The sequence below is a fragment of the Dactylosporangium sp. NPDC000555 genome (assembly GCF_040300025.1).
Lineage (GTDB): Bacteria > Actinomycetota > Actinomycetes > Mycobacteriales > Micromonosporaceae > Dactylosporangium.
Map to the genome: position 1 here is coordinate 1 of NZ_JBEPDB010000056.1, position 23,962 is coordinate 23,962.

The following is a 23,962-nucleotide window of genomic DNA, read 5'->3' on the forward strand; positions in this document are numbered from 1 at the left end:
CCCGACGTCCCTGCGTCGCTGCTCAATCCCGACCAAGCGCAATACCCGCTCGACTCAGCTGGGACGCCAGCCAGCTGACACGCTGCCGGCCCGGGCCAGCACGCGGTCGGCGATCTCGTCGAACTCGGCCCGGACCAGCGCCGGCCCGGGCTCGTTCACCTTGGTGACGGTGCCGTCCGGCTCGGCCAGGGTGATGTTGGAGCGGGTCCGGCCGGAGATCGGCACCGCGAGGACCTCGACGCCCTCGGCCTCGAGCAGGCGCACCAGCTGGCCGCCCTCGTCGCCGCCGCAGGGCAGCACCGCAACGGACGGCACGCCGTTGGCCAGCAGCGCCCGGGACACGTTGACGCCCTTGCCGCCCGGGTCGAGGTGGGCCTGCCTGGCCCGGATGACCTCGCCGCGTTCCAGCCGGCCGATGTCCATCGCCCGGTCCAGGCTGGGGTTCAGCGTGACGGTGACGATCATGCCCGGACCACCCGTACGCCGGCGCTCTCGATGTCGCCGACCAGGTCGGTGTCGGCGCGGGAGTCCGTGATGAACAGGTCCAGGTCCGCCAGCTCGCCGAAGCGGGCCAGGTAGTCGTTGCCGAGCTTGGTGTGGTCGGCCAGCAGCACCGTGCGCCGGGCCGCGCGGATCATCGCCCGCTTGACCGCGGCCTCGGCCGGGTCGGGCGTGGTCAGCCCGCGCTCGACCGAGATGCCGTTGGCACCGAGGAACGCCACGTCGACGTAGAGGTCCGCGAGGGGTCGCAGCGACCAGTCGTCGACGGTGGCGAGGGTCTTGCCGCGCACCCGGCCGCCCAGCAGCAGCACGTTGAGGTTGGTGCGGGTGCCGAGCACCGTGGCGATCACCGGGGAGTTGACCACGACGGTCAGCTCCCGGTCGGCGGGCAGCAGGTGCGCCAGCCTGATCGTGGTGGTGCCGGCGTCGAGGATGATGGCGCCGTCCTCGGGCACCTCGGCGAGCGCAAGCTTGGCGATGCGCTCCTTTTCCTCCACGAGCACGGCGTCGCGCGCGGCGAGCGCGGGCTCGAACCCGATGCGCTCCACCGGGATGGCCCCGCCGTGCACCCGTCGCAGGACCCCGGCCCGCTCCAGCGTGGTGAGGTCGCGGCGGATCGTCTCCGACGTGACGTTGAGCTCGTCGGCCAGCCCGGCCACCTCGACCCGCCCCTGGTCCCGGGCGATCCTCAGGATGGCCTGCTGCCGCTCCTCGGCGTACATGATGTGGTTTCACCGCCGTTTCATTTTGCTTCTGCTTTGTTTACGCCCGATTGTGTGGGGAGTCAAGAGTTCAACCACAGAAACCCACACCGGCCAGCCCACCAGCCACACCCCGACCACGAGCCCGATCAGCCCGGTCATGCCCTGCAGCGCCTCGGTGCGCCGCGGGTCGTCGATCCACAGCCGCCCGCCCTGCAGCAGCGCGACGGCGATCGCGGCGGCGAGGACCGCCTTGCCCCATTCGCGCCACTCGTGCCTGACCCGTTCGGGCCCGCGCTTGGGCACGACCCGCGGCGGCGGCCCGCCGGCGAACCGCTGCGCGAACCGCACGTCGGCCCACCGCACCAGCGAGGGGCCGAAGGCGACGGAGAAGCCCAGGTACACCGCGGCGAGGGCGTGCGCGCGGCCCGCCACTCCCCCGTTGCTCAGGTCGGCGCCGGCGACGACGAGCAGGACGAGGTCCACCACGGGTGTCACGGCGAGCAGCACGGCGCCGGCCCTGGGCCTGCGCAGCGGGTATCGGGCGAGCAGCCCGGCGGCGAGCAGCACCCAGAACGCGATCTCGCATCCGACGATCCAACCGATCAACATGCATCCGAGCATCGCCGAGCCGCGGGCCCGCCGCCTCGGCACTGCCGACGGTTCGCGTACATCGTTGGTAGCACCGCCCCGGTTTCGTGGATTGCATGCGTGTTTTTGTAGGTTGCGGGCGTGTCTTTGTAGGTTGCGTTCGTGGTGAACGATCACGCACGCTTCGGCTCGCTGTTCCACGCGTACGGCCGCGCCCACGACACCCCGGGCCACCTGGCCGCGCTCGCCGGCGACGACCCGCAGGCGCGGGACGCCGCGCTTGGGCACCTGTGGTCCGCGGTGATACACCAGGGCACGCCGTGGACGGTGACACCGCCGGTCGCGGCGGCGGTCGCCGCGCTGCTCGCCGATCCCCGCCCGGCCACACCGCTCGACGCCGGGCTGCGGGCGAACCTGCTGTCCTTCCTCGCCGCGGTGGCCGAGTCCGCCCAGCCCGGCTTCGACGCCGCCGAACTCGCGGCCATGGCCCACCCGCCCGGGCGGGACGTCGACGCCGCGCTCGCGGCCGGCGAGGCGGACGACGAGGAGATCTGGGCGGACGAGGAGCTCGCGAACGCCCTGTACGCCCGCGCGCTCCTCGGCTGCCGGGACGTCCTCCCCGCGCTGCTCGCCGCCGCCGTACCGCTGCTGGGCGACCCCGACGCCACGGTCCGGGCGACCGCCGCGCACACCGTCGCCGCCTGCGCGACGGCCCTCGGCCCGGACGCGGACCCGGGGCCGATCGGTGCCCGCCTGCACACCGTCGCCGGCGCCGCCGGACCGGACGAGCGCGCCGCGTTGGTGCTGGCCATCGGCGAGCTCGGGCTCGCACCGCGGGCCTACCTCGACGACCCGCACCCGGGCGTGCGGGCGTGCGCGGCCCTGGCGCCCGCGCTGGCGGACGACCCGGCCGCGACGGCGGAGCTGCTCACCGCGCTGCACGACCCGAAGGCCACCGAACGCTGGTTCGCCCAACGCCCGCCGCAGCTGCGCGGCCACATCCGCTTCGCCCTGGTCGCCGCGGCCGTCGACCGGGTGGACCGCCCCGAACGGCTGCTACCGGCCGCGCTCGCCATCGCGCCGCACGCCGGCCCGCACACGGCCCGCTCGGACTGGGGACCGCTGCTGCGCGCCATCTTCGCCCCGGGTTCGGCCCCGGGCACCGGCGGTGCGCTGTCCCCCGCCCAGCGCCGCTACCTGCACGCCCTCGTCGCCAACGACAACCTGTGGGATCCGCGCAACGGCAGCGTCGGGCTCGTCTTCCGCGACGCTGGGCTGCCGCACGACCGAGAGGCATGCCGCGCCCTGGCCACCGCCGCCACGCCGCCCGATCCGGGTTCTCGCTGAGCCTCCGGACGTCGCTGGGCGCTGCCGGGTGTGGCCCAGGGTTACGGATCTCGGTGCCGCGCCGCTGCTTCATGCGACAAGGCCCTGCCCGCGGAGGTCACCACCCGATGTCCGAAACCGGTAACCAGCCCCTCTACGCCCGGCTCGCCGACACCCTCCGTGACCTGATCACGTCCGGACAGTACGCGCCCGGCAGCCTCCTGCCGCCCGAACCGGCCCTCGGCAACCGCCACCACGTAGGCCACACGACCGTCCGTCGCGCCTTACGGCAACTGGCCCGCGAAGGGTTCATCGAGACCCGCCGCGGCGCCCCGGCCAGGGTCCGGCCACAACAGGGCCGCACGCCGGTCACCCTCGCCGCCGGGGAGCGGCTCACGGCCCGGATGCCGACCCGGCTGGAGGCCAGGCGCCTGCGCATCCCGCCGGGCGTCGCGCTCCTGGAGATCAACCACGCCGGCGGCGGCCTGACCGTCCTGCGCGCCGACCAGCACACCATCGCCGGCTGACGCCGGACGGCCGCCCGGCCCCTTGGCCCGGGCGGCGATCCGGCGCCGACGTGTACCAGCACCGCCGTTCGGCCCTGCTCAACCTCGATGCGGGTGCCGGGCAGTGCCCACAGCAGCTGCCCGGTGCCGCGCAGCGCGCCGACCGGGCTCACCCGGAAGACGAGGCATGCGACCAGTCCGACCGGCACGGCGAGCAGCGGCAGCCGGCGGATGATGTGCGGGGTCACCGGTTTGCCGGTCCCGACCGGCGGGCAGGTGCCGGACGTGCTGGAGGGTGGGGGTCGCCTGGTGGCCGTCGAGGGAACCTGGACGTTGTCGATCGATACGCCGATCGGCGAGCAGAAGACCGTGCTCGCGCTGCACCGCGACGGCGACCGGCTGACCGGGTCGCTCGACTACCGAACGGACAGCCTGGAGATCATCGACGGGACGATCTCCGGCGACGATGCCGGGTGGAAAGTCGTGAAGACGCTGAACGTGCTGCTGAGGACGAAGGTGACGGTCGCGTTCACGGTCACCGTTGAGGGCGACAGCATGCGCGGCAAGGCGGACGCCGGGAAGTTCGGCACGTTCGACGTGACGGGCCGACGTGGGTGACCTGTAGGTCCGAATGCAGTCGCTGCGCGTGGGACCGTGTGACTAGAGTCGATCGCGCACGACGCACAGACGCCGATTGTCAGGAAAGGTCCGATGACGAGCAGGCTGCTGCAAGTGACGATTGACTGCCGGGACCCGCATCGGCTGGCCGGGTTCTGGGCGGCCGTCCTGGACTACCGGGTCATCGAGGACAAGGACGACCTGGTCGAGATCGCCTCGTGGGAGCCGACCGTGGAAGCGGTACGCCGGGAGCCGATGCCCTCGACCGTCATGTTCATCAGGGTCCCGGAGGACAAGGTCACGAAGAACCGGCTGCACCTTGACGTCATGCCGATCGACGTGAGCCAGGCCGACGAGGTCGAGCGGCTGATCGGTCTCGGCGCCAGGCGGGTCGACATCGGTCAGGGCGAGCAGGGCTGGGTGGTGCTGGCCGACCCGGAAGGCAACGAGTTCTGCGTTCTGCGCAGCATCGCGCCGTAGCACATGGCTTGATGACACGAGATCATTTCCGGGCGCGAACCGCGAACGTGGTCGGCGTCGGCGTGCCGCCTTCGGCGAACCGTTCGAGCGTCAGGCCGGCCGCCAGAAACCCGTGCAGCAAGTCGGGCAGCGGCCAGTGGGTAGCGCCCACCTTGGCCCGGACGCCTTTGTCGGTCCAGGATTCGGTGGTCCAGTCGCTGTGGAGGTAGCCCGGGCGGATCACGACCGCGTCCGGTTCGGTCCGGTCGGCGAAACCTCCGCAGAAACACGGATGCACGCCGATGTGGACGAAAATCCCACCTTCGTGGAGAACCCGGGCAACCTCCCGTAGCACGGCGGGGTAGTCCGGCATGTCCGTGTGCGCCATCACGGCGATCACGGCGCCCAGCGTGCCGTCGCCGACAGGCAGGCGACCGGCGTCCGCGCGGGCCACCGGCAGCCGGCCGCGGGCGTGCCGCTGGACACGTCGACGCCCAGCGGAGACCACCCCCGCCGGCGGACCTGGGCGGCGTACACCCCGGTGCCGCAGCCGATCTCCAGACAGGCACCACGGCCGCGGCCCAGCAGTGCGGCAAGCGCCTGCCTGATGCCGAGCGGATCACCGTCGGCCTGCTGGGCCAGAAACTCGTGTTCGTACCAGTCCGCGATCTCGTCGTACACCGCGCGCCGTCCCATCGGGCCTCCCCACGTGTCACCTCGACCCATTCAGACATCGCCCGGCCGCGGCGGCCATCGATTTCGCTCACCGCGCAAGCCCGGCGCCACCGGCAAGGCGAAGGCTGTTGTATACATCATGTATCCTAGCGGCCGTGAAAAGAACGAGACGCCGCCGGTACCGGCGCATCGCAGTCGTGGCCGCCACGCTCGTCGCCTTCCTCGGCGTGGTCCTGACCGCTCAGCTCACGTCCGGGAGGGGCCCTGTCGCCACACCGTCGCCCGGTGCGAGCGGCGCCGCGAGCGATACCCGCGAGTTCACGCTCGTACGGCGCGATCAGAGCGACCCGATGGCGCTCGGCGACGTGGACGCACCGGTGGTCCTGGTCGAGTGGACCGACATGCGATGCCCGTACTGCGCGGTGTTCAGCCGCGACACGCTGCCCGTACTGCTGCGGGAGTACGTGGACACGGGCAAGGTTCGCATCGAGGTTCATGACGTCGCGTACTTCGGGGAACAGTCCGAGAACGCCGCCGTCGCCGCGCGGGCCGCGGGCAACCAGGGCAAGTTCTTCGCGTACCTCAGCGCGGTGTACGAGGAGGCACCCGACGGGAAACACGCCGATCTGCCGCGCGAGCGATTGATCGACTTCGCGCGGCAGGCCGGTGTTCCCGACATCTCGCGGTTCACCGCGGACCTGGACGACACCGGCCTGCGCGCCGCGGCGCAAGCCAGCAACACCAAGGCCGCGCAGTTGGGCGTCACCAGCGTTCCCTTCTTCGTCGCCGGGGACCGCGCGCTGGCCGGCGCACAGCCGATCTCGGTCTTCCGCGAGTTCCTGGACGCCGCGATCGCGAAGGCGGGGTAGGCGTGGAGCTGGGACTGCTCAGCGCGTTGCTCGGGGGCATGCTGACCCTGCTCAGCCCCTGCTCGGTGATGCTGCTTCCGGCCTTCTTCTCCTACGCCTTCGCGAGCCCGGCCCTGCTGATCAGCCGCACCGGCGTCTTCTACCTGGGGCTGATCACCACCCTGGTGCCCCTTGGCGTGCTCGCCGGGACGGCGGGAGCGTTCGTCAACCAGCACCGCGGCACGGTCGTCACCGTCGCGGCGACCGTGGTGATCGCGCTCGGGCTGATCATGCTGGCCAACATCCCGATTCCGGGCCTCTCCAGCAGCGGGATGGAGGGAACCTCGTCAGCATCCGTCTACGCCCTCGGCACGATCTACGGCCTCGCCGGTGTCTGCGCCGGCCCATTGCTCGGCGCGGTGCTGACCGTTGCCGCCGTCGGCGGCAACGCCCTCTACGGCGGCATCGTGTTACTCGTCTTCGCCGCCGGTATGACCCTTCCCCTGCTGGTCCTGGCCCTGCTCTGGGGACGCCTGCCATTCGTACGACGGCTCGTGCGCCCCCGCGAGATCCGCCTGTGCCGATGGCGCCACACCTGGACCGGCATCATCGGCGGCGCGCTCACCGTGGCGATCGGCATCCTGCTGCTGGCCACCGACGGCACCACGTCACTGGGAGGAATTCTCGGCGCTTCCGAGCAGGCCTCACTCGAGAACCGGGTGCGGCAGGCCACCGATGGTGTACCCGACCTTCTCGTCGCCGCGATCGTGACCAGCGGCGCCGTCGCCGCATGGCTGCTCTCCCGCGTCCGGCGGAAGCGTCACGCGGCCACTGCGCCCCACCGGTGACAGTACGGGGCCGTCCTCCGGCACCGGCGTACCAGATGGATACTTGTCGTAGGTGCGTCGCGTGACGGGCCGTCGTGTCACCGTGGATGGGAGAGTCGTTGGCAAGCAGTGCAAGTGCGGCCGAGCGGGCGTACCAGGCGATCCACGACGGCATCCTCAACGGCGTCCACCCGAGCGGGACCATGCTGGGCGAGGAGGCCCTCGCGACAGCGATCGGTGTGAGCCGCACGCCCGTACGGACCGCGCTCGCCCGGCTGCAGGACGAGGGCTGGATCGTCATCTACCCGAAGCGCGGCGCTCTCGTGCGAGGCCTCAGCGAGCGGGCGGTGGCCGACCTCGCCGACGCCCGCCTGATCCTGGAGTCCACCGCGGCGAGCCGGGCGAGTGCCGACGCGCGGGACGGACTCGCCGAGCGGCTACGGCACTCGATCGCGGCCCAGCGCGAGGCGTGCGAAGCCAATGACCTCCGGCGTTTCATCGAGCTGACGATCGGCTTCCACCGCACCTTCGTGGAAGCGGCGGGCAACGACGTGCTGCTCGAACTGTACGATCGGCTGGCCGACCGACAGCGGTTCCTGCTGTTCAGCTTCGGCGACCGGCTTGTCGCACGATGCGCCGACATCATCACCGAGCACGAGACGCTCGTCGAGCGCCTCCGCACGGGTGATGATGCCGGGTTCGCCGACGTCCTGCGAAACCATCTGGTCGACAACTACGCCACGCAGATCGGCGCCGCCCCCCGCAGCTTCCGTTCGGCGGCGCCGGCGGACGAACGCCGGTAGCCGGTCCAACCTCCGAGTCTGCTTGGCGCACGAAGGGCCGAGGTTAGACCCCCGTAAAGATGCGGTTCATGCCAACGTCCTCGCCCCAGATGCGGCGGTGTGCCTCGAGCAGGTAGGGGCGCAGCTTCTCGGTCCGGGCTTTGACTGTCTCGAAGTCCGCCATGAAACCGGGCAGCACCGCGTCCACCCGGGCACGCAGTTCGGCCGCGTCCATCGTCTGCAGGGCGCCGTTCTTGATGACGACCCGCCCGTCGACGACGACCGAGGAGACCGCACGCCCGGATTCGACGTAGACGAGCTGCCGCACGACATTGTTAAACGGGATGTAGCTGGGGTCGGTGAGGTCCATCAGCACGACATCACCTCGATATCCGACGTCGATGCTGCCGAGGTCGTCGTCGCGCAGGAGGGCGTGCGCACCGCCCTCGGTCGCGGCGCGGAAGGCGAACGTCGACTGGTCCGGCCCGGGCTCGGCGTCACTCACCGCGGCCATCAGCGCGAAGAGCTTCATCGCTTGGAAGATGTTCTGTGCGTCGCTGCACGAGGAGTTGTCACAGCCGAGCCCGAAACTGAGGCCGGCGCGCTCGATCTCCCGGATCGGCGGGATGCCGCTCTTCAGCTTGAGGTTGCTCAGCAGGTTCATCACGACGTTGGTTCCGGTCTCCGCGAGCAGCTCGATCTCCTCGTTCAGCAACCACACGCTGTGGGCGAGGTTGAGCCGAGGACCGAGCATCCCCTCGGCGTGGAGTCGCTTGATCAGTGAGCCACCGTACTGCGGGTACTCCCGGCGGGCCTGGAGCGCCATCCCCTTCGACTCGTAGATGTGAGTGAAAATCGGCAGGTCGTACTTCTCGGCGAGCGCGATCGTCCGCTGGATCAGCTCCGGCGTGCAGCGTTCAGGAGCCGATGGGCCGAGCGCCCAGTTGACGCGATCGCGCGCGGGCGCGTTGAGGTAGCGCTCTTCGAGGTAGGCGAGCTGATCCGTCTTCTTGTCGGGCTCGGCCGCCGTCGACAGACCTCCGTGCAGTTCCTTCGGGAACACCTCCTCCCAGAAGGGAATGGTCGAGATCCCTTTGATGTCCGCATACTGCAGGCCGATACACGCCCGGATGCCGATCTCCTCGTACGCCTCCACGACCGCGTCGAGGTGGTCGGGGTCGAACGGGAACAGGGTGACCATGTCCTGGACGGTCGTCATCCCCGAGCGGAGACACTCGTAGGCGCCGATCAGGGTGCGTACCTTGATCTCCTCGCGGCTGCGCTTGGGGTACTGCGGCGGGAGTGCGAGCAGGCGCCAGAACTCGAGCGGCTCCTCCTCGAGCGTGCCCTTCGCGAGGGTGTCGTGGGAGTGGTAGTGCGAGTTGATCATCCCGGGGATGATGAGCTTGTCGGTGCCGTCGAGCACCTCGGTGTCCGCCGCGACGAGCCGCTGCCTGAGGTCCGTGCCGATGGCGCTGATGACCCCGTCGTCGATGAGCACGTCGAGCCGCTTCGGCACCGCGGCCGGGTCGGCGCTCTGCAGGACCATTCCGTCGGTGATGAGCAACTGCCGACGCGGTGCTGTGTCGTTCATGGCGTCCTTCTTTGTTGTCGTCGTGCTGTCGTGGTGCCGCCTTACGCTCGGACGAGCGTCCGCAGAGCTGGAGCCCGCGGTCATTTGTGCCTGGGCTTCAGGAGACGCTCGAGGCCTGCCTGCAGGACTGCGGCGATGACGATGAGCAGCACCACGACTGCGTACGAGTTCGCGATTTGGAACCGGCTCGACGCCTGCTCGATCTCGTGCCCGAGCCCCGCGTTCGATCCGAGAAGTTCGGCGAGCACGACGGAGATCGTGACGATCGACGAGCCGATCCGTAGCCCGGACAGGATCATCGGCCGCGCCGCTCCGAGCTTTACGTCGATGTCCATCTGGAACGCGCTGGCACCGAATGCCTTGCCGACTTTCAGGTAACGCTCGTCGATGCTGCGCAGGCCGCGGATGGTGTTGTACGCGATCGGGAAGAAGGCGCCAGTTGCCGCGTAGGCGATTTTCGACTGTATGCCTACCCCCACCCAGAGCAGGAAGAGCGGGTAGAGCAGCACGAAGGGGAACAGATAGCCCCATGCGAACAGCGGCTCGGCCGTCCGGGAGCTGATCCGGTTCCTGGAGAGCGCGAATCCCGTACCGAGGCCCACGACTGCCGCGATGGAGAACGCGACAACCATCTCGAAGACGGTGATGCCGGCCTGCCGCCAGGTGTCGGGTGTGATGACAAGGTCGACGAACGACTGTGCGACCTTGCCGAGTTCGGGCAGAATCAGTGGCGAGATGCCGCCAGGGCGATTGGCGAACAGCCACAGCGCCACGATGACCGTGACGAGGGCGAGCCTCAGCCCCCACACCCGCAGCCGGTGGGTGGTGCTGCCGCGCGACGGGCTTTTCCGCTTCTTCATGTCCGCGTCCGCGCGGGTGACCTGCGCCGTCATCGGTGAAGCTGGATCTGCTCGAAGAGGTGGACTCGAATGTCCTGGAATTCCTTGGTCGTCATGAAGTCCAGATCGCGCGGGCGGGGTGTCTCGAGGCGGATCTCTTCCGCGATCGTCCCCGGCCGTGGGCTCATCACGATGATGCGGTCAGCCCAGAACACGGCCTCGTCGAGGCTGTGGGTGATCAGGACGACCGTCTGTCCCGCGTCGGCGAGAATGCGGGCCATCTCCGAGCCCAGCGATCGGCGGGACTGCTCGTCGAGCGCACCGAAGGGCTCGTCCATGAGCAGCACCTTGGGCTCGAGGGCGAGGGCGCGGGCGATCGCGACGCGCTGCTGCATACCGCCCGACAGCTCCCGTGGGTACCGTTCGGCGAACTGGGAGAGGCCGACGAAGTCGAGCTGGCGCCGGGCCTGCTGTGTGATCGCCTGCCTCGAGCCGCCGGCGAATTTGAGGCCCATGCCCGCGTTCTCCAGCACGCTCTTCCAGGGGAACAGGCTGTAGTCCTGAAACACGAACGCGGCATCGCGTGGATTGGGCTTGAGGACCTGCTTTCCCGCGAACGTGACGCTGCCCTCCGAGGGAGGCAGCATCCCGCCCATGCAGTGCAGGAGCGTCGACTTCCCACACCCGCTCGGACCGATGATCGTGACGAACTCGCCCGGCTCGATCGTCAGGCTGATGTCTGAGCATGCCAGTAAGGTCTCGTCCGGCTTCGGCGCATACGTGACCGACACGCGGTCGAGGACAAGTTGACTCATGGTCGGATGGGCCCTTTCGGGAACGCTGTTTCTCGGGAGGGTCATGCCCGGCATGTCCATCAGCTCCGCCAGCGGGTGAGCCGGGCTTCCAGCACGCCCCACCCCGCCCCGCTCGCGATGACCAGGATCGCCGCGGCCAGTACGAGCGCCATGGCTTCATCGGTCTGGAAGTTGTTGCTGTAGACGCGGACGTAGTAGCCGATACCCGCGGCGGAGACGAACATCTGCGCGATCACGACGCCGACGAAGCCGTTGCGGATTCCGTGCCACAGGCCGGCGAAGATGCCCGGGGCCGCGCCGGGCACGATCACCTGTGTGAAGCGGTGCCAGGCGTTTGCCTGGTACGCCCGCGCAACGTCGTAGTACTTCTTCTCCACCATGTCGATGCCCGCGACGACGTTGACCGCGACGTGCACGAAGGCCAGCAGTGAGGCGAAGGCGACGCCGGCCCCGGTGCCGAGGCCGAAGAAGAGCACGACGATCGGCAGGAACACCGACTTGGGGATACCGAGCAACACTGTCACGATCGGGAAGTAGGCGTCGCGGAGCAGGCGATTGAACCCGAGCACCACGCCCACGAGCATGCCGATGGCCGTGCCGATCGCGAACGCCGCGATCACGGCGACCAGCGTCTCACCGATCGCACCGAGGACTGCGGGGTCGGTGAAGATCTCACGGGCCGAGGCGGCGATCGCGGTGGGCTGCGAGGCGAACCGCGGGTCGATGACGCCGAGCCGGGCGAGAAACTCCCACAGCAGGACCGCGGCGACCAGAAACCCGATCCGCCACAGAAGCGCCTGCTTGCGTTCACGCTCGGGCTTGCCGAGCCGTCGAGTGTCGCCGGGTCCGGCCGGGGCGACCCGCTCGCGATCGGCGAGGGTCGCCCGGCCGGCAGCGACCGGCGCTGCGTCGTGCTTCATCTACTTGAGGTCTTTCCAGTATGTGTACTTGACCGAGTCGACCTTCACCTTCGGGTCGTTGATGCTGAAGGTGACGGAGTCGGCGAGGCCCTTCAGCTCGGCCTGGGAGATCACTCCGTCGATCGACAGCTTCGGCAGGGTCTCCTTGGCGAGACGGTCGGCGACGGCCGGGTCCAGCTTCCAGTCCTGCACCATGACGTCGATGAAGAGCTGCGGCTGCGCCTGGATCTTCTGGACCGTCGCGAAGTATGACTCGAAGAACTTCTGTACGAGCTTCGGCTTGGCCTTCAGGAAGCTGTCCATCACGGCGAACGACTGAAGCACGTTGTCGCCCACGTATTCGCTCGCGGGGGCGAGGATGCGACCCTCGCCCGACTGCTCCAGCGTGAATGCCTTGTCGCTGCTCCACGTGAAGGCGTCGATTGAGCCGGAGGCGAGCGCGGCTTGCAGCGCCTGGATGTTTCCGAGGCTCGTGAGCTTGTAGTCGTTCTTCGACCAACCGAGGCGCTCGGCCATCTTCTCGATCGAGTAGTGCCCGGGCGAGCCGGCGCCCGTGATGCCGAAGTTGCCGCCCTTCAGTGCCTCGACCGAGGTGGCCCCGCCGGCGCGAACGATGACCCGCTGGTCCCAGTAGTTCAGGTTGCTGGCGACGACGGTCACCGGCAGCCCGGAGTAGGCGTTGGCCACCTCGGTCGTCGCGCCGGCGAGCGCGATGTCCGCTTGGCCGCCGGCCATGATCTGGCCGATGGTCGGGGTCGTACCCTCGATGACCTGGACGTCGAGCCCGGTGCCCTCCCACGTGCCCAGCCGCTTGCCCGCCTGGACGACGACAAACGGGAACGACTTGGAAACCGAGGTGACGACGCGGATCCGGCCTGTCTCCGCGTCTCCGCTTTCCCCGCCGGCCTCCCCGCCGCCACACCCCGCCAAGGCGAACGTGGTGGCCGCGGCCAAGGCCGACGCGATGATGGCCCTCCTACCGAACCGGCGCTGACGCCGTTCAGGCTGACCTCCCATAGCGAAACTTCCCTTCGAATGCGATTCGGAGTGCACGCCGTCCGGCAGGGAAGGCGTCGTGTTTCTAGGGACCGCTTTCATTCTGCGGAAGTGTATTTCAAAAACTGAATCAGAGTTTGCGCCTCACCTGGGCGGCTGTCAACGATCACGCTGCAGGTGGATCTCTATCGCTGTCCCGAGCCCCAGTTCGATGGCGCGGCGTGCCACCAGCCGGGCGGAGACCACGTCGGCGGCACTGAACCCGACGCTCTTGAAGACGCGGACCCCGCCGCGAGGCCGCGAACGGTCGGCCGAATCCGCCAGGAGCGCGCCGAGATCCAACACCTCGGCTCGGTCCAGGAGTCCCGCAGCGACGACCCGGGAGATGTCCCCGGCGCCGTCGAGGCCGCCGCCGTAGGTGTCGACGACCACGAGGCCGGCACGGGCCACGGTTGCCGGGTCGAGCTCCGCGGTATCCGGGGAGTGGCTGCCCACGCCGCAGACGAGCACGTCGGGATCGAGCCAGCCGTCATCGATGACGGGTGTCGCGGAGGTGGTGGCGGCGACGACCACGCCGGCGCCCTGGCAGGCCGCCGCGGGATCCGCGGCCGCGACAACCGAGATCATGCGCTGCGGGTACGCCGTCGCGAGTTCGGCCCGCATGGCTTCGACGAACTCGGCGAGCGGGCCGTGCCGACGGGCGCAGACCCGGACCTCGGTCACGCTGTCGAGCGCGTGCACCAGCGCGAGGATCTGCGTCCGGGCCTGGATGCCCGCGCCGATCACGGCGATCATCCGGGTCCCCTCGGGCGCCAGCTCAGCCGCGGCGAGACCCGTCATCGCCCCGGTACGCAGATCGGTGATCACGCCGCCGTCCAGCACGACCTCAACCCGCGAGACCGGGTCAAGCAGAAGGATGACGGCCGAGGATCGGGGCAGCGGCTCACGCGGCTCGGCAAAGGCGTACCAGAGCTTGAGGCCGAAGACCTCGCCACCGACCACACCGGGCATGACCAGCAGCTCGCAGTCCGACCGTTCCAGCCCCATGGCGCCACGAGGCGGAACCACGGTCTCACCCCGGAAGTGTGCGATCGCCGCCTCGCGGACGGCGGCGAACGCCTCCGCCATCCCGAACACGGCCGCGACATCGCTTGCACCAAGAATCAGCACGGGCTGCCCCTCCCGCCCGCCGAGTTGGTCACCACAGTGTCTGCCCTCCGTCGATCCCGATCGAGGTGCCGACGACGAACGCCGCCTCATCCGACGCCAGGAACACGACGGCCCCGGCCACCTCCTCGACCTCGCCGTAGCGGCCCACCGGGATCGTCGCGATGCGGCGCTGCATGAACTCCGGGTCGAGCAGGTACGAGCGGTTGAGGCCGGTGACGAAGGTGCCCGGCGCGATGCTGTTGACCCGGATGCCGAGCGGCGCGAGTTCGAGCGCCATCGACCTGGTGAGCATCGCGATACCCCCCTTGGAGGAGGCGTAGGCGAGGCTGCCCGGCCAGCACTGCACCTGGCGGGTGGAGGACACGTTGATGATCGCGCCCCGACCGGCGGCCGTCATCTCGCGTGCGGCCGCTTGTCCCACCAGGAAATAGCCGGTGAGGTTGGTGTCGATCACCTCGCGCCACTCGTCCTCGCCGAGATCGAGGAACGGGACCGTGCTCATGATGCCGGCGTTGTTGACGAGGATGTCCAGCCCGCCCAGCGCCTCGACCGCCTGCGCCACGATCGACCCGGCCCCCTCCGCAGTGCGCACGTCGCCGGTGACGATCTCCGCGACGCCGCCCGCCGCGAGGATCGCCTCGTGAAGCTCCCGCGCGCTCTCCCGCACACGCGCGTGGAGGGCCACCGATGCGCCGGCTGCGGCCAGCGCTCGCGAGATCGCCGAACCAAGGCCGCCGTTCGCCCCCGTCACGAGGGCCCGCCGGCCCTTCAGCCGCGGTTCGCCGCTCACGCTGCCTCCGCTTCGCTCCGGCCGCATGAGCCAATGCTGAGCCCCACGATGAGCGGCCCCTCCGCTTCGCTCCGGACCGCTCATGCCGCCCCCCTGGAGCGCATCAGACTGCCGAGGTTCATCGCGGCCGTGGAGATCTTGAGCTGGCGAAGCAGCCACCAGACGATGCTCTGGTTGCTCGTGATGACCGGCTTGCCGGCATCGCGCTCCAGATGATCGATGATGTCGAACGTGGGGAGGTTCGTCGCCGCGATGACGATCCCGTCCGCGTCGAAGACGTCGGCCTTGCGTGCCATCGCGTACACCTCGCTCGGCGGCTGCCGGTTGGTCAGGTACCAGACCCGCGCGTCGTCGGACTCACGGGCGAAGTCCCGATGGAGCGCGGAGGCGATGCGGATGCCGTTGCCCCGGAGGGTCTCCTCGAAGTGGCGGCCCGAGTCGTCGTTGTACGGCGTGACGACCGCGGCGTTCGTGATCCCGAGATGTGCCGCCGCCGCCAGCATCGCGTCCGTCGCCGTGACGGTGGGCAGGCCGCATCCGGCTGCGACAAGACCGGCCAGGGACTGCCGCACCTCGCTGCCGCCGTTGAAGCTGGTCTCGGCGCACGCGTACACAGCCGCGTCGAGCCCCAGCTCGACGAGGGTGCCGGCGAGCTCGACCGCCTGGTTGCGCATGCGGTCCGGCTCGGTGGCGGTCAGGCGCAGGCCGTGGAAGGTCACGCCGTCGATGCGCAACGCGTTGAGCTCGGGTTCCATGAGGACGTTGTCTGCGGGGAGAATGAGGCCGATGCGGGCCCTCCAGCCGTAGATGCCGGGACGCCCCGGCGCAACGCGCGCCTGCTCGATCATCGGGCCGCCCGTGCCGAGAGGTAGCCACCGGCGTCCGGCATCGTCCAGCCGGCCCGGTCCAGTACCGCTTGCAGCGGCCAACCCCCCAGCCCGAGGACCATCGGCGGCTCGTACATCCGCCGCTCCTCACCGAGCGGCGCGGTCGCGTCGATGCCCATCTTCGCGCTCGTACGCGCAGCCGGGGCCGATGGGTCGAGCGTCGGGCTGTACAGGTTCGGCAGGATCACCACGTCCTGGTCCGGCTGCATACGGGTGTTGACGGCCCACTCCACCTGCTGCGGGTCGAAGGGATCGATGTCCTCGTCCACGACGACCACCAGCTTGGCGCCGATCGTGCTGGCCAGGAGCGCGAGCATGACGTTGCGAGCCTCGGCGGGGTGCCGCTTGAGCATGGAGACGACGACGTGGTGGCGGGTCGTCCCGCCCGGCGTGACGTTGATGGACCGGATCTCCGGGGTGATCTTGAGCGCCTCGCGGTACGCCAGTGCCGTCGCGCTCGGCTGCATCATCCAGTGGTTCTCCGTCATGGGGCTGCCGGTGAGCGTGTTCTGGTACATCCCGCCCCGTCGATGCGTGATCGCCGTGACCCGCATGACCGGCGCCGGCTTGGCCGCGCTGTACGTGCCCGGGTACTCGCCGAACGGCCCGTCGGACTCGAGCCGGCCAGGCTCGATGACGCCCTCGATGATGATTTCCGCGGTCGCCGGCACGTCAACGTCGATCGTTTTGCACCGCACCATCTCGACGGGCGCGCCACGCATCCCGCCCGCGATCGCGAACTCGTCGACGCCGTACGGTGCCCGGGCCTGAGACGCGATCTGGGTGACCGGTTCCGCCCCGATGACGACCGCGATGCCGGCCGCTTGGCCACGGTCGTTCCAGCGCTCGATGATCGTACGGAGATGGCGGCCGGGCGGGGCGAACACGGTGAGGTGCGTCCGGTCCAGCGGAAGCTGACGGTGGATCGAGACGTTCGCGACGCCGGTGTCGGGATCCCGCGCGACCTGGAGCCCGGCCGTGAGGTAGCGGCCGCCGTCGAGTTCGAAGTGCCGCAGCAGTGGCAGGGAGAGCACGTCGATGTCGTCGCCCTGCACGACGACCTCCTGACAGGGAGCCGGCCCGGCGTAGGGCTCGGGCGCGATCGTCCGGCTCTCGAGCTCGCCGAAGTTGCGCAGCAGGTAGTGGTAGTCGTGGCCGAGTGCGAGCGCTACGCGACGTGAGGCACCGAACAGGCCGCTCAAGCAGGGGAACTCGCTGTCGCGCATCCGCTCGAAGAGCAGTGCCGGCCCTTCGATGTCCGAGCTCTGGCGGGTGAGTGCGACCGCCTGATACTCCCAGTCGACCTCGTCCTGGATGCGGACGAGGTCGCCGCGGTCCTCCAGGGCCGCTACGAACTCCCGCAAGTCTCTCCACACCGGCATGGCGCTCTTCCCGTCGCTTTCGTATAATGAAAGTGTCTTCCTGAAGATGGAAGCATTAAAGCATGGTCATCAAAGACGGTGTCAACCGTTGTGGAGCGCGGTTCCGTGGCACGATGGCCACCTGTCCGATACGGCCCGTATCGGACGCCAGAAGATCCATGAGGAAGGTTCCGGCTGGTGAACGTTGTCGTTCGCACCCTTGAAGTGCTCTCCCTGATCGCGGAGGCGCAGGAGGGCTACTCGCTCACGCAGGTGAGTGAGAAGCTCGGCTATCCCCTGCCGACGACCCACCGGATCCTCGCGCTGCTGATGAAGGAGGAGTTCGTTCGGCGCGACCCGACAACCCTGCAGTACTTCTCCGGGCGACGCCTCCAGCGGATGGCCGCGCTGGCGCGCCGCGACACGCTCGCCTCCACCGCGCGCGTCAACCTCCAGGCGCTCAGCGAGCAGTTCAACGAGACGGTGCTCATGACACAACTCATCGACGGACGTGCGGTGTGCGTCGCACTCTCCGAGACCCGCCGTCCCCTCCACCTCTCCGTCGCGGTGGGCCAGGCGGTCCCGCTCCACGCTGCCGCGTCGGCGCGCGTGCTGTACAGCGAATTGCCCGAGGCCGAGGTCGCCGTCCTGCTCGAACAGCTGACCTTCGTCAAGCACGCTCCCGGCACGCCGGCGAACGTGACAGAGGTCATCGCGCGGCTGAAGAACATCCGGGAGTACGGCTACGACGTGTGCGACAACGAGTTCGACCTCGACGTCTGGGCGGCTGCCGCGCCGATCCACAATTCGACCGGCGCGGTCGTCGCCGGCCTCGCGCTCACCACTCCGCAGGAGCGCAGCCGGCCGCAGGACCTACGCGACCGGATCATCCGAGCTGTCGTGACGACCGCCGAGGAGATCACGCTCGCCATCGGTGGGACGCCCACCCGTCTCGGCTCAACCTCGATCGCCCCGTCATGAGCGCGGCACAGAACCTGCCGCGGCGGATCGTTGTCGGGATCACCGGCGCCTCCGGGGCCGTATTCGGCCTGCGCACACTGCAGATTTGCCGCGAACTGGACGACATCGAGGTGCACCTGGTGGTGAGCCGGGGTGCGCGCAGCACGATCCACTCCGAGCTCGGCATCCAGGTGCGCGACGTGCTCGACCTCGCCGGCGTGGTGTACCAGGACAACGACCTCGGCGCCGCGATCTCAAGCGGTTCGTTCGTCACCGCCGGAATGATCGTCGCGCCCTGCTCCATCAAGACGCTGTCCGCGATCGCGAACTCCTACGACGACAACCTCATCACCCGAAGCGCGGACGTCACGCTCAAGGAGCGCCGTCCGCTCGTCCTCATGGTCCGAGAGACTCCGCTGCACCGCGGGCATCTGCGGCTCATGACCCTCGCCGCGGAGTCCGGCGCGATCATCTACCCGCCCGTCCCGGCGCTCTACACCCTGCCGTCCTCCGTGGACGAGGTGGTGGACCACTCCTGCCGCCGGGCTCTTGAGCAGCTCGGGGTCTTCGTGGCGGGCACGCGGCGCTGGAACGGCGCCACGGCCGATGCCTGAGCCCGCAGCCGAACCCGCGGCCGTCAGACGGAGTGGGTGACGCGCCCGGCCAGCACCGTGCATATGACGCGATGCCCGACCGCGAGGCCGTCGAAGGGGGTGTTGCGCGAGCGGCTGTGGTGCTCGTCCGCGCGGACCTGCCATGGTCCGCCCTCCTCGACCACACAGAAGTCCGCGTCGGCGCCCACCTCGATCCGCGGCGCGGCCACACCGCCGTGGCGAGCGGGCGTCGCCGACATGACCTCGACGAGCCTCGGCCAGTCGACCCCGTGCGGCGTCCGCAGCACTTCCGCGACGATCGGCAGCGCCGTCTCGATCGCCGTCAACCCGAACGCCGCCGTCTCCCACGGCCGGCTTTTCGCCTCCGCCGGGTGCGGTGCGTGATCCGTACCGATGGCGTCGATCGTCCCGTCGCGCACGGCCTCCCGCAGCGCCTCGACGTCGTCGCGGCTGCGCAGCGGCGGATTGACCTTGAGCGCGGGGCCACGCCGTACGGCGTCTTCGTCGGTGAGCAGGAGGTGGTGCGGAGCGACCTCGGCGCTGACCGGCGCCCCGACGGACTTGGCCCAACGAATCAGGTCGACCGAGCGCCGCGTCGAGACGTGGCAGATGTGCAGCCGGCCCCCTGTAGCGCGGGCGATGGCGATGTCGCGGGCAACGATCGCCTCCTCCCCTACGGGCGGCCAACCCGCGCAGCCGACGGCCTCGGCCACGCGGCTGTTCACGACTCCGGGGCCGACGAGTGCCGTGCTCTGTGCGTGCTGGGCGAACATGCCGCCCGCCTCGGCGAGTTGTACGAGCAGATCGTGGACGAGGGCCTCGTTTTCGACACACCTGCCGTCATCGGAGAACACGGTGACCCCGCACTCGCGCAGCGCCCGTACGTCAACGAGCTCACCACCGGCCAATCCCCGGGTCGCCGCCGCGTTCGGGTGCACCCTCGCGCTCGCCCCGTCTGCCATGCCGCGCATCGCCTCGACCCGCTCGACCGTGTCGGTGACCGGATCGGTGTTCGCCATCGCGAAGACATCGGTGTAGCCGCCCGCGGCGGCTGCCCGGGTACCGGTCGCGATCGTCTCGGATGCCTCAAACCCTGGTTGACGAAGGTGCGTGTGAAGGTCGACGAACCCGGGGAGGATCAGCCTGAGCGGCGCCGACGTCCTGGCTGCCGGGGCGATGTCCTTGATGACACCGTCCTCGACCGTGACCGTCACGGGAGTCGACTCGCCGGTCAGCCGTACACCCTCGATCCGCAGCGGACCCAGGTCCCCGACGAACGGCAGCCCGGTCATCGGGCTGCCTCCGATCGGGCGTCGAGCCGGAGCAGGGTCGCGAGCAGCACAGCCGCACCTGCCGACAGCTCCTCAGACGTCGTCCACTCCTGCGGCACATGGCTGAGTCCGTCGCGGCTCGGCACAAAAATCATCCCTGTCGGCGCGATCCGGTTGACCTGCTGGCTGTCATGGCTGGCTCCGCTCGACATCACCCGATACGCGTATCCCTCCGCGCCGGCCGCACTGACAATCTCACCGGCGAGCCAGGACGGCAGCATCACCGGCGAGGTGTCACCGGTGCGCTCGACAACGAGCCTGACCCGCCGCCGCTCGACGATCCCGCCGAAGCGCCCGATCAGTTCCTCGACGGTCTCGCGCTGCCGGGCGTTGTCGAGATCGCGCACGTCGACACTGAAGACCACCTCGCCGGGAATCGTCGTGACCGAGCCGGGCTGGACCTCGAGGCGGCCGACCGTCACCCTGGTGCCGCGGTGGCGGCTGTCGCCCGCGATCCGCTCACAGACCAGCACGCACTCGGCGGCCGCCGCAAGCGCATCGCGCCGCAGGTACATCGGGGTTCCCCCGGTGTGGGAGGCGGTCCCCTCGATGCGCACGAGCAGGCGACTGCTGCCGGAGATGACGTCGACGACTCCGATCGGAAGCCCGGACGACTCGAGCAGGTTCCCCTGTTCGATGTGGAGCTCCACGAACGCGCACCAGTCCGCCCGGTCCCAGGTAGCCTCGCGGCAGCGCTCCGGCGCGAGGCCGAGCGATCGCATCGCCTCGGCGAGCGTGACTCCGTTCTTGTCGTGCAGGGCGGCCAGCCCTTCCGGGGTGCTGAGTCCCGCCACCGCCCGGCTGCCGTTGCAGGCCTGACCGAACCGCGCGCCCTCCTCCGCGGCGAAGGCCACTATCCGCCACGGGCGGTTGCGCTCAAGTCCGGCCTCAACGACGGCGCGTGCCACCTCGATCCCTGCGCACACGCCGGCGATCCCGTCGAACCGCCCGCCGACGGGGACCGAGTCGAGGTGGGAACCGGTGCCGATCGCGGCCATCTGCCCCCCGGTCGTGGGCGGCAGTTCGGCGATCGAGTTGCCGACGGCATCCCCGGTCACGGTCGCACCGAGGCGCGTCATCTCCTCGGCGAACACAGCATGTGCCTCGCGCTCCAATGGCGAGTAGGCAAGCCGTGTGACGCCGGGACCCCCCTCGCTGATCTCGGCGAAGCGTGCGATGAGCCGATCGATGTTGTCCGGGCGGACCAGCGTCTTCACCACGCTTCCCCCGCTGCGTTCCGGTCCGGACGCTGCGACTTGCCGAGCACGATCCGCTCGACCCCGTCCGTCGCGTGCTGCGGCTCCACTGTGCCGACGAGCGAGACCGCGGCCCTGACCGCGATGCCGCGATTGACGAAGAAGGCGATGAGGGCGACCGATGATTTTTGCCTTGTCCATAGTGGAGACACGACGACCGCGCTGGACACCCGCAGCCCCCTGTCCGGCACGAGGCTCATCCGGCCGAGATCGTCATTGACCCGGAGCACGGGCAACCCCAGATGCACTGCCACGGAGTGAGCCAGCACGGTGTCGTCCTCGGCGAGCCAGCAACCGATCGCCTCCGGCTCGCGTGGGCGGAGTGCGTCGGCGATGAGCCGGCCGATCCGGTCGAGAGTCGCAGGCTGGGAGGCGGCATCGACCCAGGTGCTCGAACCGGTGCGTACCGTCAGTGAATCGATGAGCGACGCCATTGCGGCCAGCTCGTCAACCATGCTGGAGTGTCCCTTCACTCGCGACGATCTTCACATCGCCGTCCACTTTGAACAATGCGCGGATCTCCGGCGACGCCGGCCGGTCGCCGTCGGTGACAACGGTCTGCACGCTGCCGACAGTGAGTGCGTGCCGCCGGACGTAGTCGTCGAGAACATCCGCCGCCGCCAGTCGCACGCCGATCACGGCGACCCGCTCGCCGTCGTAGACGTGTCCGAAGCGCTCCTCCGCGTCACCGTGCACGGCGACAGCGACAAAGGACAGACCTGTGGCGAGGGAGACCGCGGCACCGAGCACCTCGGCTCCTGGTCCCACGCAGACGATGCGGGTTTCGCGCGGGCTGACGCCATCGGCGAGCGCCGCGGCGACACGGCGGAGCGTGGATGGCCGTGACATCCACTCCTCGTGCCCCTCGTCGGCGAGCGGTCCGATCCACGTAGCGCTCAGGTCGGCGGCGAGTTCTGTCGCGATCACCCCGGGGTCGCGGTCGAACAGCGCCCCGCCATCCGGGTGGGAGTGAGCCACCATCCCGACCATCGTGTCGCCCTTCTCTTCAGGGCCGACTCCCGTGCGCTTTCATTCTACGGAAGTGACCTTCATAGTACGGTATATGGTAAGCGTAGCCGCTCAGGAAGAGGAAGAGCCTTGGACCAGACACCCCTGAACGCTGTCGATTCGGACGCACCCGGCTCCAATCAGTTGGACGTTGCCGGATTCCGCGTCGAGACGGACTCGCTCGGCTCCCTCCCGGTCCCCGCGACCGCGTACTGGGGCATCCATACCGCCCGGGCGCTGGAGAACTTCGCCATCTCCGACCGGCCGATCTCGGTCTACCCCGACCTTGTCCATGCCCTCGGCGCCGTCAAGCGCGCCACGGCCCGAACGCACGCCGAGATCGGCACCATGGACGCGGAGAAGGCCCTGCTCATCGAGACAGCCGCGGATGAGGTGCGGCGCGGACTCTGGGACGAGCAGTTCGTCGTCGACATCGTGCAGGGCGGCGCGGGAACGAGTACGAACATGAACGCGAACGAGGTGATCGCGAACCGGGCCCTCGAGATCGCAGGCCACGCCAGAGGCGACTACTCCCGGATCCACCCCATCGATGACGTCAACCGGGGACAGTCGACCAACGACGTCTATCCGACCGCCCTCAAAATCGCGTTGTGTACCGGCATTGCTCGCCTCATCGGCGAACTCGACGCTCTTGGACTTGCTTTCAAAGCCAAGGGACAGGAGTTCTGGGACGTCGTGAAGATCGGCCGCACGCAGCTGCAGGACGCGGTCCCCATGACCCTCGGCCAGGAGTTCACCGGATTCTCGGTCACGATCGCCGAGGATTGCCTCCGGCTCGCGGAGACCATCCCCCTGCTCTGCGAGATCAACCTCGGCGCCACCGCGATCGGTACCGGAATCACGGCCCATCCGCTCTACGCGGCCGCCGTCAGCCGGCACCTCCGGGAGATCACCGGCCTGCCGATCACCACGGCAACCGACCTCGTCGAGGCAACTTCGGACACCGGCGTCTACATGACCGTCTCGGGCGTCCTCAAGCGCTCGGCGATCAAACTCTCCAAGATTTGCAACGACCTACGGCTGCTGTCGTCCGGACCGCAGGCCGGTTTCGCCGAGATCACGCTGCCGCCGCGCCAGGCCGGCTCATCGATCATGCCCGGCAAGGTGAATCCGGTGATCCCTGAGGTCGTCAACCAGGTCGCCTTCTCGATCGCGGGCAACGACGTGACCGTCACACTCGCCGCCGAGGGCGGCCAGCTGCAGCTCAATGCCTTCGAGCCGATCATGGCGCAAGCGCTTCTGCAGAACCTCCGGTGGCTCGGCAACGCCTGCCGTGCGCTGCGGCTGTATTGCGTCGAGGGGATCGGCGCCAATCGCGACCGCCTGGCGTCGGCCGCGCATGTTTCGGTGAGTGTCGTAACGGCACTTGCCCCGGCGATCGGCTACCACATGGCGGCGACACTCGCGAAACAGGCGCTCGCGAGTGGACGACCCGTCGCCGAGCTTGCCGTCGAGGCCGGACTGCTCAGCGAAGAGAACGTGAACCAGTACCTCATGATCGACGCGCTCACCGGCCGTCGCCGCGATGGTCAGGTCACCACGACACAGGGGAGCGAATAGCGCTGT

27 protein-coding genes and 1 pseudogene are annotated in these 23,962 nt (G+C 69.3%); 10 read left to right on the forward strand and 18 right to left on the reverse strand.

Annotated elements, in window-relative coordinates; all coding sequences use genetic code 11:
• Positions 1 to 81: 81 nt before the first annotated feature.
• The 3 genes and pseudogenes from ABT297_RS28300 to ABT297_RS28310 all read right to left on the reverse strand — a co-directional run.
• A pseudogene (locus ABT297_RS28300) lies at positions 82 to 465 on the reverse strand (PfkB family carbohydrate kinase); the annotation flags it as partial.
• Entirely contained in the window at positions 462 to 1,223 is a 762-nt protein-coding gene (locus ABT297_RS28305) for a DeoR/GlpR family DNA-binding transcription regulator (RefSeq protein ID WP_350555031.1), read from the reverse strand. The pseudogene ABT297_RS28300 and the gene ABT297_RS28305, both read right to left, overlap by 4 nt.
• A 9-nt stretch (positions 1,224 to 1,232) precedes the next feature.
• Positions 1,233 to 1,814, reverse strand: coding sequence for a hypothetical protein (locus ABT297_RS28310; protein WP_350555033.1), 582 nt, complete (start codon positions 1,812 to 1,814; stop codon positions 1,233 to 1,235).
• A gap of 141 nt (positions 1,815 to 1,955) precedes the next feature.
• Here ABT297_RS28310 and ABT297_RS28315 point away from each other — a divergent pair, with 141 nt between their 5' ends.
• The 4 genes from ABT297_RS28315 (at position 1,956) to ABT297_RS28330 (ending at position 4,723) form a co-directional block, all read left to right on the forward strand.
• Positions 1,956 to 3,140, forward strand: coding sequence for a hypothetical protein (locus ABT297_RS28315; RefSeq protein ID WP_350555035.1), 1,185 nt, complete (start codon positions 1,956 to 1,958; stop codon positions 3,138 to 3,140).
• A 107-nt stretch (positions 3,141 to 3,247) separates the two neighbouring features.
• Positions 3,248 to 3,646, forward strand: a complete 399-nt coding sequence (locus ABT297_RS28320; protein WP_350555037.1) for a GntR family transcriptional regulator — start codon at positions 3,248 to 3,250, stop codon at positions 3,644 to 3,646.
• Between the two features lie 123 nt (positions 3,647 to 3,769).
• Entirely contained in the window at positions 3,770 to 4,243 is a 474-nt protein-coding gene (locus ABT297_RS28325; protein ID WP_350555039.1) for a hypothetical protein, read from the forward strand.
• Between the two features lie 93 nt (positions 4,244 to 4,336).
• On the forward strand, positions 4,337 to 4,723 hold the full coding sequence (locus tag ABT297_RS28330; RefSeq protein WP_350555041.1) for a VOC family protein: 387 nt from the start codon (positions 4,337 to 4,339) through the stop codon (positions 4,721 to 4,723).
• A gap of 22 nt (positions 4,724 to 4,745) precedes the next feature.
• Here the strand turns inward: ABT297_RS28330 and ABT297_RS28335 are convergent, their stop codons facing one another.
• Both ABT297_RS28335 and ABT297_RS28340 read right to left on the reverse strand, forming a co-directional pair.
• Complete coding sequence (locus ABT297_RS28335) at positions 4,746 to 5,210, reverse strand: class I SAM-dependent methyltransferase (RefSeq protein WP_350555043.1); 465 nt, start codon at positions 5,208 to 5,210, stop codon at positions 4,746 to 4,748.
• Positions 5,099 to 5,398, reverse strand: coding sequence for a class I SAM-dependent methyltransferase (locus tag ABT297_RS28340; RefSeq protein WP_350555045.1), 300 nt, complete (start codon positions 5,396 to 5,398; stop codon positions 5,099 to 5,101). The genes ABT297_RS28335 and ABT297_RS28340 overlap by 112 nt, the downstream gene beginning before the upstream one ends.
• A gap of 134 nt (positions 5,399 to 5,532) precedes the next feature.
• Between ABT297_RS28340 and ABT297_RS28345 the strand changes: the two genes are divergently transcribed.
• The 3 genes from ABT297_RS28345 to ABT297_RS28355 all read left to right on the forward strand — a co-directional run bounded on the left by ABT297_RS28345 (position 5,533) and on the right by ABT297_RS28355 (position 7,855).
• On the forward strand, positions 5,533 to 6,246 hold the full coding sequence (locus tag ABT297_RS28345; RefSeq protein ID WP_350555047.1) for a DsbA family protein: 714 nt from the start codon (positions 5,533 to 5,535) through the stop codon (positions 6,244 to 6,246).
• A 2-nt stretch (positions 6,247 to 6,248) separates the two neighbouring features.
• Positions 6,249 to 7,073 carry a cytochrome c biogenesis CcdA family protein gene (locus tag ABT297_RS28350; protein WP_350555049.1) on the forward strand — a complete coding sequence of 275 codons (825 nt, stop codon included), beginning with the start codon at positions 6,249 to 6,251 and terminating at the stop codon, positions 7,071 to 7,073.
• Positions 7,074 to 7,171: 98 nt separating this feature from the next.
• Positions 7,172 to 7,855 (forward strand): GntR family transcriptional regulator, encoded by a 684-nt coding sequence (locus ABT297_RS28355; protein ID WP_350555051.1) that lies wholly within the window; start codon positions 7,172 to 7,174, stop codon positions 7,853 to 7,855.
• Positions 7,856 to 7,898: 43 nt separating this feature from the next.
• Here ABT297_RS28355 and ABT297_RS28360 read toward each other — a convergent pair whose 3' ends face one another.
• The 9 genes from ABT297_RS28360 to ABT297_RS28400 form a co-directional block, all read right to left on the reverse strand.
• Positions 7,899 to 9,428: an amidohydrolase family protein gene (locus ABT297_RS28360; protein ID WP_350555053.1), complete on the reverse strand. Its 1,530-nt coding sequence runs from the start codon at positions 9,426 to 9,428 to the stop codon at positions 7,899 to 7,901.
• An 80-nt stretch (positions 9,429 to 9,508) separates the two neighbouring features.
• On the reverse strand, positions 9,509 to 10,321 hold the full coding sequence (locus ABT297_RS28365) for an ABC transporter permease (protein ID WP_350555055.1): 813 nt from the start codon (positions 10,319 to 10,321) through the stop codon (positions 9,509 to 9,511).
• Positions 10,318 to 11,058, reverse strand: coding sequence for an ABC transporter ATP-binding protein (locus ABT297_RS28370; RefSeq protein ID WP_350555057.1), 741 nt, complete (start codon positions 11,056 to 11,058; stop codon positions 10,318 to 10,320). Before ABT297_RS28370 ends, ABT297_RS28365 begins: the two co-directional genes overlap by 4 nt.
• An 83-nt stretch (positions 11,059 to 11,141) precedes the next feature.
• Complete coding sequence (locus ABT297_RS28375; RefSeq protein WP_350555059.1) at positions 11,142 to 12,002, reverse strand: ABC transporter permease; 861 nt, start codon at positions 12,000 to 12,002, stop codon at positions 11,142 to 11,144.
• Positions 12,003 to 12,956 (reverse strand): ABC transporter substrate-binding protein, encoded by a 954-nt coding sequence (locus ABT297_RS28380; RefSeq protein WP_350555061.1) that lies wholly within the window; start codon positions 12,954 to 12,956, stop codon positions 12,003 to 12,005.
• A 201-nt stretch (positions 12,957 to 13,157) separates the two neighbouring features.
• Entirely contained in the window at positions 13,158 to 14,168 is a 1,011-nt protein-coding gene (locus ABT297_RS28385) for an ornithine cyclodeaminase family protein (protein ID WP_350555063.1), read from the reverse strand.
• 28 nt (positions 14,169 to 14,196) lie between these two features.
• Entirely contained in the window at positions 14,197 to 14,958 is a 762-nt protein-coding gene (locus tag ABT297_RS28390) for an SDR family NAD(P)-dependent oxidoreductase (RefSeq protein ID WP_350555065.1), read from the reverse strand.
• A gap of 80 nt (positions 14,959 to 15,038) precedes the next feature.
• Positions 15,039 to 15,806 (reverse strand): maleate cis-trans isomerase family protein, encoded by a 768-nt coding sequence (locus tag ABT297_RS28395; protein ID WP_350555067.1) that lies wholly within the window; start codon positions 15,804 to 15,806, stop codon positions 15,039 to 15,041.
• On the reverse strand, positions 15,803 to 17,209 hold the full coding sequence (locus tag ABT297_RS28400; RefSeq protein WP_350555069.1) for a UbiD family decarboxylase: 1,407 nt from the start codon (positions 17,207 to 17,209) through the stop codon (positions 15,803 to 15,805). Before ABT297_RS28400 ends, ABT297_RS28395 begins: the two co-directional genes overlap by 4 nt.
• 195 nt (positions 17,210 to 17,404) lie before the next feature.
• Between ABT297_RS28400 and ABT297_RS28405 the strand changes: the two genes are divergently transcribed.
• Both ABT297_RS28405 and ABT297_RS28410 read left to right on the forward strand, forming a co-directional pair.
• The gene (locus ABT297_RS28405) at positions 17,405 to 18,187 is read left to right on the forward strand and encodes an IclR family transcriptional regulator (protein WP_350555071.1); all 783 of its coding nucleotides are present in this window, start codon (positions 17,405 to 17,407) and stop codon (positions 18,185 to 18,187) included.
• Complete coding sequence (locus ABT297_RS28410; RefSeq protein WP_350555073.1) at positions 18,184 to 18,780, forward strand: UbiX family flavin prenyltransferase; 597 nt, start codon at positions 18,184 to 18,186, stop codon at positions 18,778 to 18,780. The genes ABT297_RS28405 and ABT297_RS28410 overlap by 4 nt, the downstream gene beginning before the upstream one ends.
• Before the next feature lie 23 nt (positions 18,781 to 18,803).
• Here the strand turns inward: ABT297_RS28410 and ABT297_RS28415 are convergent, their stop codons facing one another.
• From ABT297_RS28415 to ABT297_RS28430, 4 genes are read right to left on the reverse strand one after another with little or no spacing between them, the layout of a single operon-like run.
• Positions 18,804 to 20,072 (reverse strand): dihydroorotase, encoded by a 1,269-nt coding sequence (locus ABT297_RS28415; protein ID WP_350555075.1) that lies wholly within the window; start codon positions 20,070 to 20,072, stop codon positions 18,804 to 18,806.
• The gene (locus ABT297_RS28420; protein ID WP_350555077.1) at positions 20,069 to 21,328 is read right to left on the reverse strand and encodes a Zn-dependent hydrolase; all 1,260 of its coding nucleotides are present in this window, start codon (positions 21,326 to 21,328) and stop codon (positions 20,069 to 20,071) included. The genes ABT297_RS28415 and ABT297_RS28420 overlap by 4 nt, the downstream gene beginning before the upstream one ends.
• A complete protein-coding gene (locus ABT297_RS28425; protein WP_350555079.1) occupies positions 21,325 to 21,822 on the reverse strand; it encodes a hypothetical protein in 498 nt (165 codons plus the stop codon). The genes ABT297_RS28420 and ABT297_RS28425 overlap by 4 nt, the downstream gene beginning before the upstream one ends.
• Positions 21,815 to 22,348, reverse strand: a complete 534-nt coding sequence (locus ABT297_RS28430) for a hypothetical protein (RefSeq protein ID WP_350555081.1) — start codon at positions 22,346 to 22,348, stop codon at positions 21,815 to 21,817. The genes ABT297_RS28425 and ABT297_RS28430 overlap by 8 nt, the downstream gene beginning before the upstream one ends.
• Positions 22,349 to 22,465: 117 nt before the next feature.
• Here ABT297_RS28430 and ABT297_RS28435 point away from each other — a divergent pair, with 117 nt between their 5' ends.
• Positions 22,466 to 23,956 (forward strand): aspartate ammonia-lyase, encoded by a 1,491-nt coding sequence (locus ABT297_RS28435; RefSeq protein WP_350555083.1) that lies wholly within the window; start codon positions 22,466 to 22,468, stop codon positions 23,954 to 23,956.
• Positions 23,957 to 23,962 lie beyond the last annotated feature (6 nt).